Consider the following 12,258-nt stretch of genomic DNA (forward strand, 5'->3'; position numbering starts at 1 on the left):
TTAGTTAACATATAAAAACCATACGTACACAGGTTTTAATGGACAGACTAGTAAAATATTGAAAAAAGACCATTGAATAATATTTTGTTTGTATGTTATTATTCTATCGATATGTTAACTTAAAATATTATAGGTTAACAAATTAAAGGTTCTATTTTCGGGAGAACTATTTAGATCACTGATTGGCATGTTTCCAGGCATTGTTGATCTTTCGGCGCTCATTATGGTTGGTGTTGCACGTTCGACCCGCGGGGAACTTCCGAACATTTTGGTTTGAAGGGAAAGATAGATATCGAAATGGGGCCATTCTGCTGAAAACCGGAACGAGCCAAGCTGCTTTCCTAGGAAGTACATAAGCCACGGAATCCATGCACCAGCGATTCATCACACTTTAATGGCAACACATCAGGAACAACAGATGTGATTTAGCGAGTGCAAAAATTATCCAATCCGTTCCAAGGGTCAGGTAATTAATCGAGTCAGTTTTATGAGAAGTAATTTAAAAGATTGTAAAGAAAAGAGGGATAAGGTTTGGATACATTAGTAAGGGATTGGAAGATGTTAGCGGAGAACGTAATTAAAGGATATAAAGTGACGGAGGAAGAAGCATTATCCATCGTGCAAGCTCCGGACGGCGATGTTTTGGAAATTTTGAATGCAGCCTATCTCATACGCAAGCATCATTATGGGAATAAGGTTAAATTGAATATGATCATCAATACGAAATCAGGATTATGTCCCGAAGATTGTGGCTACTGCTCGCAGTCGATCGTTTCGGAAGCCCCAATCGATAAATATGCCTGGCTGACTAAAGAAAAGATTGTCGAGGGAGCACAAGAATCCATTCGTCGTAAAGCGGGTACATATTGCATTGTTGCCTCTGGCCGTCGGCCGACTAGCAGGGAAATTGATCATGTCATTGAAGCGGTAAAAGAAATCCGCGAAACGACGGATCTTAAAATCTGCTGCTGTTTAGGTTTCCTGAATGAGGAACATGCCGGCAAACTAGCGGAAGCAGGCGTTCATCGCTACAATCACAACTTGAATACATCACAGGAAAACTACAGCAATATTACATCGACACATACATATGAGGACCGGGTAGATACAGTCGAAACTGTTAAAGATGCCGGGATGTCTCCATGTTCAGGTGCCATTTTCGGTATGGGGGAATCTGAGGCCGAAGCGGTGGAAATCGCTCTATCCTTACGCAGCCTTGATGCAGATTCCATTCCTTGTAATTTTCTTAATGCAATTGACGGAACACCGCTTGAGGGAACTTCCGAGTTGACCCCCAATAAATGCTTGAAATTGATTTCAATGATGAGATTCGTTAACCCGAGTAAAGAAATCCGTCTGGCCGGCGGCCGTGAGGTCAATCTCCGTTCCATGCAGCCCATGGCACTTTATGCAGCCAATTCCATCTTCGTCGGCGATTATTTAACGACAGCTGGTCAAGAACCCACGGCGGATTGGGGAATCATCGAAGACCTGGGATTTGAAATTGAAGAATGTGCTCTTTGATAAAGAAGGTTATAAAACTTTCATTTTTTGAGGAAAACTATATGGATTTGAAAAAAACACCCTTAGGGTGTTTTTTTCAGTTTGTGACAAAAGGGAGCGGATTTCTGAAAACAGCTGGAATATTTTTTGAGGGTTTGTAAAATTTGAACGCTGATTTACTCTCCGGGCACTCGCTTTCCGCGGGCGGTCCGGGAGCCTCCTCGGCGCTCTTTGCGCCTGTGGGGTCTCCCTTGACACGCTTTTCCCGCAGGAGTCTCGTACCTTCCGTTCCAATCAACTGGAATTTATAAAGGAAAAAACTGCAGTCAAACTCGACTTCTTCAATTTGTCTACAGTCAGGGTGTTTTTTTATTTAGCTGTAGATAGCTAGTGACCAGTCAATCTTTACAAAAATAAAAAAATGATTGATTAGTGAAAATAATTTTAAAAAAATGCTAAATTGTAAGAAGGGGTTTTTAATGTAATGAAAGACAGTGCAATGAAAATTGTAATTGCTTGAAGATAATAACATTTGCTGCATAGAGTTAAAAGATTATGATATAGGGAAAGGACCAGTATTGGTAATATAAATAATGAGAGGGTATGTTTTTGTGTGATACATATATGGATATTTAGTTTTATTATTTTATTTTTGCTATTTATATTTTATACTATTTTCCCAACGGTGCTTATTCGTGCATGCAGTCTGGGAATAACAAAAAAAATCAATTCGAATAATGGGATGGCGCTAACTTTCGATGATGGCCCAAACCCTGAATATACAATGAAATTACTTGATCTTTTAAAAGATTATGGGATAAAGGCTACGTTTTTTGTTGTTGGCAATAAAGTGAAAAGCAATCCTGAGATTATTAAAAGAATGCATGAAGAGGGACATACTATAGGTATCCATCATTTTCATCATGTTTCAAGTTGGGTTCTTTCTCCAATCCATCTGCGGAGACAGTTGGATATGACGGCAAAGGCAATAAATGAATGTACGAATGAAAAGGTAGTTTTTTACAGACCTCCATGGGGCCATTTCAATATTTTCACCCCACTTTTAAGTAAGAAATATAAGGTGATAATGTGGTCGGACATTTTCGGGGATTGGAAAGTGGAAAAATGCAAAAAAAATCTGCTTGATCAACTGCGAACCACTTCAACAGAAGGTTCCATTCTATTGCTTCATGACTGTGGTGAAACCTTGGGAGCGGATAAAGAAGCACCTGGCTACATGATTGAAATGTTAAAAATTTACCTGCAGGAGCATAAGGATAAGGGAACGCGCTTCATTACTTTAAAAGACTTATAACTAATTCTGGGGGTATTATGAATATAGATACGCTTTTACATTTTATTGATTTGTATGGATACCTGATCATTTTTCTTTTTTTATTCTTTGGCATTGTGGGAGTGCCTGCTCCAGAAGAATCCCTTCTATTTCTGATTGGGGTGTTGGTTGTCCAAGGGAAGCTCTCATTTGGTTTAGCGATGCTGTGTGCAATTCTCGGCGCCTTTATCGGAATGCTTGCAGCTTATGCATGCGGAAAATATGTGGGGTATCCATTTATAAATAAATATGGAAGATTCATTGGAATTACTAGTGAACGCTGGGAGAAAGCAAAGAAAAACTATACGGATAATGCACAAAAAACCTTAGTATTGGGATTTTACATTCCGGGTATAAGACAAATTAGTCCATATTTTGCAGGAATCTCTTCTATACCCTTTCGGAAATACTTCCTATTTTCCCTATTAGGCACTATACTCTGGACTGTCCCTTTTATAGTGGCCGGTTATTATGTGGGGGATGCTTTTAATGTTAATCCTAAATATGTTCCATATTTAGGGATTGTATTTTTGGTGATTTTTGTACTATATGTTACTATCAAATACATTAAAAAGAGAAAACGAATGTCGGAAAATTGAGTCGGCTCCTCGTTATACAGCACAACAATGATTCCCTCTCGGAAGATGGAACTTTTGCTAAACTTGATTTAAAGGAAATTGTTCAAAAATATCGATAATTATATTGTAAGAGGAAGATATCATGGACCTGCTAATACATTTCCCCATTATATATTTTCAGAATGATTTCTTAGGAGATGACACATATGAAGAAGATTTTGTTTTTACCTCTCTTTCGAATGCAATCGGGACATCATCAAGTTGCCGAGGCATTAATGGACATGTTGAAAAAGCATTCAAATGGGATTACTTATAAAAAAATCGATCTAATCAGTTATACCAACACCTCTCTAGAAAAAATAGTGGCAAATAGTTACCTGACATGGATTCGTTATGCGCCAGAAACCTATAATCTTGCCTATAAAAACCTTTTTTACATTCACTCACCAAAGGAACGGATATTTAAATGGTATCAGCAAATATTCATGAAAAAAATGGAACAGTTGATAGCTGAAGAAAAGCCTGATTTAATTGTTTGTACACATGGTTTCCCTTCCTATCTTTTGAGCCAGTTAAAGATGAAAGGGAAGTGCAGCACACCGGTTATAAACGTGTACACGGACTTCTTTATTAATAATGTGTGGGGAAGCGAAGGGATAGATGCCCATTTTCTTCCTAGTCAAGAAGTAAAAGAAAAGCTGATGGGTAAGCGTCAAATACCAAAACAAACGATGATGGTCACTGGTATTCCCGTGCACGAGGAAATCACTAAAAATGCCGGTGTACAAAGAAACACAGAACGACCAAAAATTTTGATATCCGGAGGAAATAGTGGTTTGGGAGGGATTTTGAACTTAGGTGATGAGTTAAAGAATTCGACCGACTTTGATTATTTAGTTCTTTGTGGCAACAACACCAAGCTGTATGATGAAATCCAAACGTGGAACTTAGCTCATATCAAACCATTGCCTTATATCTCATCAAGGTCTGAAATGAATAAGCTTTATGAAGAAGCTGACGCAATCGTTACGAAACCGGGCGGTGTCACGATTAGCGAAGCATTGCGAAAAAGGCTTCCCATTTTTGTTCATTCCAGGCTTCCGGGGCAGGAGGAAATTAATCTACAGTATTTAAAACAACAAGGACTTGTATTTAAACTTAATCAAAAAACGCCTTTTGAAAAACAATTGTTGAGTATATTGAAGGATCAGAAAAAAATGAAAAAATGGAAAACATCCATTGAATCCTATCATAAGGAAATAGAGTTGGAGAAACCTGAGCGAATGGTGGAGGTCATGAAATTGATCCTTAATCTTAATCAAAATGGTACGCCTTCCTATCTAGCCCGACAGCCCAAAGTTCTTTATAGCTAAGTTTTCACTTGCTGGCAAGGGCATCCTACAGTGAACCAGATGAAGAGGCGGTTTGAAAAGAACAGATTATAGTCAATGGCATACCAAACCCGGAAGGCTGCTTTATTAGTAGCTCTCCTGATTTCGTTTTTATAAGATATAACTAGATATAACTGGGCGGAAGGAAGAGCGATTTTGAAAAAAATATACCTTATGATTTTTGCGATTATGCTGCTTGTGGCAGTGGGTACAGGGTGTTCAAATGAAGAAGCGGAAAACACGGAAATGAAGGGGAAGCAGGTGGAATTGACTGTTTCCGCAGCTGTAAGTTTGCAAGATGCCTTAAATGATATAAAAGAGTCCTTTGAAAAAGAGAATGCAAATGTGAAAGTTAATTACAATTTTGGAGCCTCTGGAGCTCTTCAGCAACAGATCTCCCAGGGCGCACCTGTTGAACTGTTTTTCTCGGCTGCAGAAGATAAATTTGATAAATTAGTAGAGGAAGACCTTATTGAAGATAAAAACGGAATCGATTTAGTCGGCAATGACCTGGTGCTGGTGGTGCCAAAGGATTCCGATAAGGGACTGGGATCACTGAAAGACCTCACAAAGGCTACCAAAATTTCGATTGGCACTCCTGAGTCTGTACCGGCAGGGCAATATGCTAAACAAACCTTGGAAAACCTGAATCTCTGGAAAGAGGTTGAAGATAGATTGATTTATGCCAAGGATGTCCGGCAAGTGCTTACATATGTGGAAACGGGAAACGTGGACGCAGGGCTCGTTTATAAAACGGATGCGATGAGCTCATCAAAAGTTGATATCATTGCAACAGCCAAGGAAGATTTACACGATCCGATCATTTATCCCGTCGGAATGATCAATGACCTGGAGCATTCCAAGGAAGCCAAGCTATTCTATGACTATCTCCAAACGGAAGCCTCCATTAAAATTTTTGAAAAATACGGATTTAAAGATTTAAAATAACCACCAATCTGGTGGTCTTTTTTTTTAGTATAACAAGTAATATTAGGAGTATTTTACTTTATATTGAAACTTCATCTCGCTTTAAACGTAAGAGTAAGAACATGCATCTAATCATCTTTCAACATTAGCGGATAATTCGACCTACACTTGACTGCCAATGGTTCCATTCTTTTTGAAAACTGTGTAAAACAGCTTAATCGGCAGGTACCCTATAATCCCCCCGAGAGTATTCAGGATTAAATCATCGGTATCAAAACTTCCTAATTCAAATAAAAGCTGAAGAATCTCGTAGGTGAAGCTAAAACAGAATGTTGCAATCAAGATCGGTTTGAGTTGGGTAAACCTTTTTGATAGTAAAGGAAGCATGAGACCAAATGGTACGAAACCGATGATATTCCCCACTATGTTTTCAATCCGGATGGATGTATTTACATCCGCTAAGAACAGGTAATGGAAAATGGTTTTAAAAGGGATGAAGTTATGGGAACCCCAATAGCGGCCATTGAAGGAAAAACTAATATGATCGTTCATTTCGGTTATCGAGAAGGTTTTAAATAATATGAGCTTTGTAAGAATTAATAGATAAAGAACCATACATAGCGATAAAAGGACTTTTACAAAAAAATTCATGATACAACTCCAATATTAAAGTAGGAAATATATATCATTTTATCATAAATGGTATATGATGAGTTTAATGTAATATTTTACAAGTTTTTTAGGGCGAATTACCAAGGAGGAGTAAAAGTGGAGGAAGCAATAATTGATTTTCTCATTGTAGTCATGTTAATTATTGGTTTCACATACGGTCTCATTCGGCAATTTAGACAATGCGTCAGTATCAGGAATGGAAATAAATCTGATTATGCACATTACAAGAGGATGCTGATCGGAAACTATCTGTTTTGCTTATCCTATTCGGGTTTTCTTTTTTCCTACATTTTGAATTCATTACTGGGATCTCGTATTATACAGGCTTCATTTATTACAAGTGATAATACTAGTTTTTGCTGTTTCAGTTTTCTTGCCATTCTATTAATCGCTAAATTTGGGATTATTCCTAAGGAAAATGAACAAGTTGAATTACAAGAATACATAGTTGAGAAAGAGGAAATATGAAGAAAATTTCGCTTATCCTATTAATCGTATGTATATCGATCACTTTTCTAATGAATTTTGCCATGCCTGAATTTGCTGGCAAAATGAAAGGTAATATAAGTTCCATGAATATCCTTTATTCATACAGTGTCACAAAATCATTCTCGGAACAAACTCAAGATACGATCGAAATGGCATCCGTGCCTTCAGGGAAAACCGATACCAGGAGCGTTGATTTCCGAAGCGATGTTAAGCTTGAGGAAACTCCGTTGAATATTAAAAGTGTAGTGAAAGGGAGCTTGAACAAGCCGCAGGCGTATAAAACTAAAGAAAAATTAACCGGTCCCGAAAAAGGGTTTTCATACCGGAAATATTTTCTTACTAAAAATTATGATAAAGGAAGATATACAGTCATCCGAACCAATAAAATAACGGGAAAAGAAAAGGTGTATGTCGGAACTTATTATGAGCCGAGCACGCAAGATCCTATCGTCAAATGGTCACGTGATGAAAAGTGATGGCTGACAATACCATTTCATGAAAAGTTGAGTGATTAAATGGGGAAAACAGTAAAGGTCGAGGATTATAACCCTGATTGGGTTAGCGAATTTCAACAGGAAAAAGCGAGGATAACGGAGGTTTTAAAGAACTATTCCCCCCTTTGTGTTGAGCATATTGGAAGTACATCTGTAAAAGGGTTGGGGGCAAAACCGATTTTGGACATCATGGCTGGCGTCCGGCATTTAGATGAAGCTGACACATTCATTGAACCCTTGAAATCGATTGGGTATGAATTTGTCCAACATCAGGAGTTTCCCGAAAGGCGTTTTTTTAGAAAAGGTCAATGGAGAGCGGGGACACACCATTTGCATATCTATAGATTCGGAAGTGAACAGTGGAAGAATCAACTTTTATTTAGGGACTATTTAAGAACCCATCCTGATGTACGGAAACAATATCAGCAATTAAAATTATCCTTAGCTCAAAAGCATCGTGCGGATATAGTCGGGTACACGGAAGCGAAAGCACCATTTATCCAAAATGTCATAGAATCAGCTAAAAATGAGGTGAATGGTGGGTGATTTCCAAGTTGAAGGTTTAATCAGTATCTGTAAATTACCTGAAAGAAAAAGAAAATCGGTTAGCTTTTCTTTCATCATTCCAGTGTAAATGGTAACGGCAGTGTAACTAACCTGCCGTTTTTGTCTAATCCTTTAGCATGAACCTCGAACAATCAGTTCGGGGGCAAACCGATAAGTAATGTACGGGGTCTGACCAGAATCGGTTATCCGGTGCAATAATAACTCTGCTGTTTTAATTCCCATTTGTTGTATTGGTTGTCCGATTGTTGTGATCGATGGTTCATAAAACTCCGTATAAGCGACATCATCAATGCTGACAATGGCCACTTCCCCAGGGATCGAGATTTTTTGCTTTTTCAAATAGCTAAGGATTTCACGTAACACTAAATCATTTCCTGCCACTATGGCTGTTGGAGGTTTTTCTGCATCGAATATCTGGGCCAATTTTTCTTGAATTCGATTTCTGGGTAAAGAATGAATATCATCCTCCCTGACTTCCAATTTATGAGATGCCATCGCTTTTTTAAATCCTTCGATTCTCTCCAATCTTGGTGTTATCGGGATATCAATCGGTAAGGTTAAAAAAGCAATATTTTCGTGTCCTTTTTCAGCAAGCATGGAAACAGCTAAAAAGATTGCAGCATGATTGTCCAAAAGAACGGAATCGGATGTAACTCCATCAACTAATCGATCAACGAATACCATTGGAATGGAATGATCGATCAAGTAATTATAGACTTTAAAGTCATTTCCTACCGGAAAAATGATGATTCCATCTACTTGTGTAGAAACCAGCAAATCAAGGTATTCCTTTTCTTTCTCTGGATCATCGGCAGAGTCACATATGAATACTTTCATGCCATGCTGCTGAAGCTGTTGTTCAACGGTACGAATGATTTCAGTGGATAAAGTATGTAAAATATTAGCTACGAGTATGCCTATCACTTTTGTTTTTTTTACTTTTAAATTCCTGGCATTATCGTTGGGACGAAAGTCAAGTTCTTGGATGACTTGCTCGATTCTTTCCTTTGTTTCAGCACTCATATAACGAAAACGTTGGTTAATATATTGAGAAACCGTACTTTTGGAAACACCGGCCTTCTCAGCAACATCTGATATTGTAGTTTTCTTTTTTTTCATGATGTTCTCCTAAAGGGAATAATTTCTTGAAATAGAACGGGATACCTACATCATAACAAAGGAGTCCGATTTTGTTAAACATTGGATGAAAGAAACACCCTAAGCGCTTTGGCTAAGGGTGTTAACCTTAAACATATTCATTTGTCTTAATCGGCGGATTAACGAACGAGCCAGCCTCCATCAACAGCGAGGATATGGCCATTCATATAGTCAGAGGCCTTGCTTGCAAGAAATACGACGGTTCCCATGACATCAAAAGGTGTTCCCCATTTTTCAGCCGGGATCCTTGAAAGAATGTCTTTGTTTCTTGACTCATCTGCACGAAGCGCGGCTGTATTGGCCGTTTCAATATATCCAGGGGCAATCGCGTTTATTTGAATGTTTTTAGCGGCTAATTCATTAGCGAATGCTTTAGTCAGCCCAGCAACGCCATGTTTACTCGCAGTATAGGCCGGAACGAACTTACCTCCTTGGAATGTGAGCATGGATGCGATATTTATGATTTTTCCGCTGCCTTGTTCAACCATTTCTTTAGCAACGAGCTGACTAAGAAAATACAGGGAATTAAGGTTAATGTCCATTACTGCATTCCAATCTTCATCTGTATATTCCAATAAAGGAGCCCTGCGAATCGTTCCTGCATTATTAACAAGGATATCGATTTTCCCGTATGCATCAAGACAACCTTTTACAACACCTTTAAGGCTTTCCTTGTTCGTAAGTTCTGCTTGGTAAAAGACTGCCTTTTGTCCGGTCGTTTCGATTAAATCCTTCGTTTCCTGCCAATTATCACCATGGGCAACGATAAAAACATCTGCACCTGCTTTTGCTAACGCAACCGCATATCCTTGTCCTAATCCAGTGTTTCCTCCTGTTACGATGGCAACTTTACCTTTTAAACTGAAAAAGTCCATTGAAAAATCAAGTAAACTCATCTTTTTTCCTCCATCCCCAATAAGAATATGATTGTCTTCGGCAATTTTAGTTTTAGCATTCTTTGGTGTTACTTCATTTCTGAAATAGGAAAGGTATCCATATCCTCATATGTATAATTCTCTCCAGCCATTGCCCAAATGAAGGTGTAGTTGCTCGTAGCGGAACCACTATGTATGGACCACGGAGGGGAAATGACAGCTTGCTCATTTTTCATTACAATATGCCTTGTTTCATCGGGTTCACCCATCATGTGGAACAAAATGGCATCTTTAGCTAAGTCAAAATACATATAAACTTCTACTCTGCGGTCATGAACGTGAGGAGGCATCGAATTCCAGACATTTCCTGAAGCCAATTCAGTCATTCCCATACAAAGTTGACAGCTTTGGATTCCTTTTTCATGAATCATTCTGCGAATCGTCCGCTTGTTTGCCGTTTCCTGTGAACCCAGTTCATCCCCTTGCACTTCCTTGAATGCAACGTGTTGAACTGGGTAATTTTTATGGGCTGGAGCAGAGGCTAAATAAAATTTAGCGGGTTCGGTGCCTGAATCACTAGTGAAAATTAGCTCTTTACAGCCTAATCCTATATACAGACAATCGCGGTTTTCAAGGGTATATATTTCCCCATCAACTGAAATCTTCCCTTGGCCCCCTATATTAAATACGCCTAATTCTCTTCGTTGTAGAAAATAATCAGCTTTTATGAAATCATGGCCCTCAAGCTTAACCCCTTTAGAAACAGGCTTGATTCCCCCTATGATGATCCTGTCATCAAGGGAGTAGCATAAAGAAACGTCATCATCGAGAAATAAATTTTCCACTAAAAAATTTTTGCGGATTTCACTTGTATCAAAATGTTTGGCTTGTGACGGATGAATGGAATAACGTTTTTCCATATGCATATAAATAACCTCCTAATTTAGTAAAACGGTTTATCGTATGATTAAAAAATGTTAACGTTACCAATATTTAAAATATATATAATGTTTTCCAAATAGTCAATATTAATAGAAAATTTTAGTAGTAAATCAGTATAATTGAGGGAAAATATGTTAAATTCTATGTTTTTATGCAAAAAAAATATAAAAAATTAGTATTGTTAATAACTGGTTTATATGATAATCTGATTTCATTCAAAAGAAAGCGCTTTCTAGTAGTCTTGGTTTACTAAACCATAATATACCTTTTTTCAGGAGGAATTGGGAATGAAAGATTTAGATGTGATCACCTTTGGGGAACCGATGAACATGTTCTATGCAAATGAAGTAGAGCCTTTACATGAAGTTAAATCCTTTTCCCGAGCGATTGCGGGAGCAGAATCAAACGTTGCTTGCGGATTGGCACGGCTTGATTTAGATGTTGCTTACATGACGAAACTTGGCAAAGACAGTTTCGGTAAGTTCATCATCGAAGAATTGAATAAAGAAAAAGTCGACACGACAGGGATCCGATTTACAAGTGATCACCCGACAGGAATGCTAATGAAGTCTAAAGTGCTTCAGGGAGATCCGGAGGTGGAATATTTCAGGAAAAATTCAGCTGCTTCCACTCTGGATATTGACGACCTTTCAGAAGAATATTTTCGGCAAGCCAAACATCTGCATGCAACAGGTATCCCATCCGCATTATCTGAAAGCTGCCACGAATTTACAGTTGCTGCCATGAAATTTATGAAGAATCAAGGAAAAACGGTTTCATTTGACCCGAATTTACGACCTAACCTATGGCCGGATAAACAAAAAATGGTGGATTGCATTAATCAGCTTGCTTATATTTGTGATTTATTTCTTCCAGGCATGTCCGAAGCGGAAGTTTTAACAGGACTTAAAAGACCTGAAGAGGTGGCTGAATTTTATTTGGACAAAGGAGTTAAAATGATCGTCATCAAGCTTGGAGCAGAGGGAGCCTATTATAAAAATGCGGATGAAGAAGGGTATATTAAAGGTTTTGTCCCCGAAAAGGTTGTTGATACAGTAGGTGCCGGCGATGGTTTTGCCGTCGGGGTGATCAGCGGCTTGCTTGAAGGTAAATCTACGATTGAAACCGTTACTCGGGGTAATGCGATTGGCGCTCTTCAAGTCATGTCACCTGGTGATATGGATGGTATGCCTAGCCGGAAAAAATTACAGGACTTTATTGAAAGCCAGAATGAACTTTTAAACGTCGAATGATCGATGACAGCAACCAGTTAACTCCACACCTAGACTTCCAATTACAAATAATCATAAATTTGATAATGAAGTGGAG

Annotated in this window: 13 protein-coding genes; 9 read left to right on the plus strand and 4 right to left on the minus strand. The window is 38.4% G+C overall.

From position 1 onward, the window contains the following. The first annotated feature begins 558 nt into the window (after positions 1–558). The 5 genes from bioB to modA all read left to right on the plus strand — a co-directional run bounded on the left by bioB (position 559) and on the right by modA (position 5,753). Positions 559–1,524 carry a biotin synthase BioB gene (bioB, locus tag QUF86_RS09235; protein ID WP_289318283.1) on the plus strand — a complete coding sequence of 322 codons (966 nt, stop codon included), beginning with the start codon at positions 559–561 and terminating at the stop codon, positions 1,522–1,524. A gap of 592 nt (positions 1,525–2,116) precedes the next feature. Then, positions 2,117–2,818: a polysaccharide deacetylase family protein gene (locus QUF86_RS09240; RefSeq protein ID WP_289334107.1), complete on the plus strand. Its 702-nt coding sequence runs from the start codon at positions 2,117–2,119 to the stop codon at positions 2,816–2,818. Between the two features lie 17 nt (positions 2,819–2,835). Further along, positions 2,836–3,435: a DedA family protein gene (locus tag QUF86_RS09245; protein ID WP_289334108.1), complete on the plus strand. Its 600-nt coding sequence runs from the start codon at positions 2,836–2,838 to the stop codon at positions 3,433–3,435. A gap of 185 nt (positions 3,436–3,620) precedes the next feature. After that, positions 3,621–4,787 carry an MGDG synthase family glycosyltransferase gene (locus QUF86_RS09250; protein ID WP_289334109.1) on the plus strand — a complete coding sequence of 389 codons (1,167 nt, stop codon included), beginning with the start codon at positions 3,621–3,623 and terminating at the stop codon, positions 4,785–4,787. Positions 4,788–4,961: 174 nt separating this feature from the next. Beyond that, the gene (gene modA, locus QUF86_RS09255; protein WP_289334110.1) at positions 4,962–5,753 is read left to right on the plus strand and encodes a molybdate ABC transporter substrate-binding protein; all 792 of its coding nucleotides are present in this window, start codon (positions 4,962–4,964) and stop codon (positions 5,751–5,753) included. A gap of 141 nt (positions 5,754–5,894) precedes the next feature. Here modA and QUF86_RS09260 read toward each other — a convergent pair whose 3' ends face one another. Continuing rightward, positions 5,895–6,383 carry a VanZ family protein gene (locus QUF86_RS09260; RefSeq protein ID WP_289334111.1) on the minus strand — a complete coding sequence of 163 codons (489 nt, stop codon included), beginning with the start codon at positions 6,381–6,383 and terminating at the stop codon, positions 5,895–5,897. Between the two features lie 117 nt (positions 6,384–6,500). Here QUF86_RS09260 and QUF86_RS09265 point away from each other — a divergent pair, with 117 nt between their 5' ends. From QUF86_RS09265 to QUF86_RS09275, 3 genes are read left to right on the plus strand one after another with little or no spacing between them, the layout of a single operon-like run. Then, entirely contained in the window at positions 6,501–6,872 is a 372-nt protein-coding gene (locus QUF86_RS09265; RefSeq protein ID WP_289334112.1) for a hypothetical protein, read from the plus strand. Beyond that, on the plus strand, positions 6,869–7,369 hold the full coding sequence (locus QUF86_RS09270) for a hypothetical protein (RefSeq protein WP_289334113.1): 501 nt from the start codon (positions 6,869–6,871) through the stop codon (positions 7,367–7,369). Before QUF86_RS09265 ends, QUF86_RS09270 begins: the two co-directional genes overlap by 4 nt. A 39-nt stretch (positions 7,370–7,408) precedes the next feature. Beyond that, a complete protein-coding gene (locus tag QUF86_RS09275; RefSeq protein ID WP_289334114.1) occupies positions 7,409–7,933 on the plus strand; it encodes a GrpB family protein in 525 nt (174 codons plus the stop codon). 132 nt (positions 7,934–8,065) lie between these two features. Here the strand turns inward: QUF86_RS09275 and QUF86_RS09280 are convergent, their stop codons facing one another. The 3 genes from QUF86_RS09280 to kduI all read right to left on the minus strand — a co-directional run bounded on the left by QUF86_RS09280 (position 8,066) and on the right by kduI (position 10,907). Then, on the minus strand, positions 8,066–9,073 hold the full coding sequence (locus tag QUF86_RS09280; protein WP_289334115.1) for a LacI family DNA-binding transcriptional regulator: 1,008 nt from the start codon (positions 9,071–9,073) through the stop codon (positions 8,066–8,068). Between the two features lie 158 nt (positions 9,074–9,231). Continuing rightward, positions 9,232–10,008: a 2-dehydro-3-deoxy-D-gluconate 5-dehydrogenase KduD gene (kduD, locus tag QUF86_RS09285; RefSeq protein ID WP_289334116.1), complete on the minus strand. Its 777-nt coding sequence runs from the start codon at positions 10,006–10,008 to the stop codon at positions 9,232–9,234. Positions 10,009–10,076: 68 nt separating this feature from the next. After that, entirely contained in the window at positions 10,077–10,907 is an 831-nt protein-coding gene (gene kduI / locus QUF86_RS09290) for a 5-dehydro-4-deoxy-D-glucuronate isomerase (RefSeq protein ID WP_289336201.1), read from the minus strand. Between the two features lie 309 nt (positions 10,908–11,216). On the opposite strand from kduI, the gene QUF86_RS09295 reads away from it, so the two are divergent. Continuing rightward, the gene (locus QUF86_RS09295) at positions 11,217–12,182 is read left to right on the plus strand and encodes a sugar kinase (RefSeq protein WP_289334117.1); all 966 of its coding nucleotides are present in this window, start codon (positions 11,217–11,219) and stop codon (positions 12,180–12,182) included. Positions 12,183–12,258 lie beyond the last annotated feature (76 nt).

The sequence above is a fragment of the Peribacillus sp. NJ11 genome (genome assembly GCF_030348405.1).
GTDB lineage: Bacteria > Bacillota > Bacilli > Bacillales > DSM-1321 > Peribacillus.

Bases quoted from the DNA above. Each gene is read 5' to 3' on its own strand.
- QUF86_RS09245 (WP_289334108.1), top strand. From the start codon at position 2,836: ATGAATATAGATACGCTTTTACATTTTATTGATTTGTATGGATACCTG.
- QUF86_RS09270 (WP_289334113.1), top strand. From the start codon at position 6,869: ATGAAGAAAATTTCGCTTATCCTATTAATCGTATGTATATCGATCACT.
- QUF86_RS09260 (WP_289334111.1), bottom strand. From the start codon at position 6,383: ATGAATTTTTTTGTAAAAGTCCTTTTATCGCTATGTATGGTTCTTTAT.
- kduI (WP_289336201.1), bottom strand. From the start codon at position 10,907: ATGGAAAAACGTTATTCCATTCATCCGTCACAAGCCAAACATTTTGAT.
- kduD (WP_289334116.1), bottom strand. From the start codon at position 10,008: ATGAGTTTACTTGATTTTTCAATGGACTTTTTCAGTTTAAAAGGTAAA.
- QUF86_RS09275 (WP_289334114.1), top strand. From the start codon at position 7,409: ATGGGGAAAACAGTAAAGGTCGAGGATTATAACCCTGATTGGGTTAGC.
- QUF86_RS09250 (WP_289334109.1), top strand. From the start codon at position 3,621: ATGAAGAAGATTTTGTTTTTACCTCTCTTTCGAATGCAATCGGGACAT.
- bioB (WP_289318283.1), top strand. From the start codon at position 559: ATGTTAGCGGAGAACGTAATTAAAGGATATAAAGTGACGGAGGAAGAA.
- QUF86_RS09280 (WP_289334115.1), bottom strand. From the start codon at position 9,073: ATGAAAAAAAAGAAAACTACAATATCAGATGTTGCTGAGAAGGCCGGT.
- QUF86_RS09295 (WP_289334117.1), top strand. From the start codon at position 11,217: ATGAAAGATTTAGATGTGATCACCTTTGGGGAACCGATGAACATGTTC.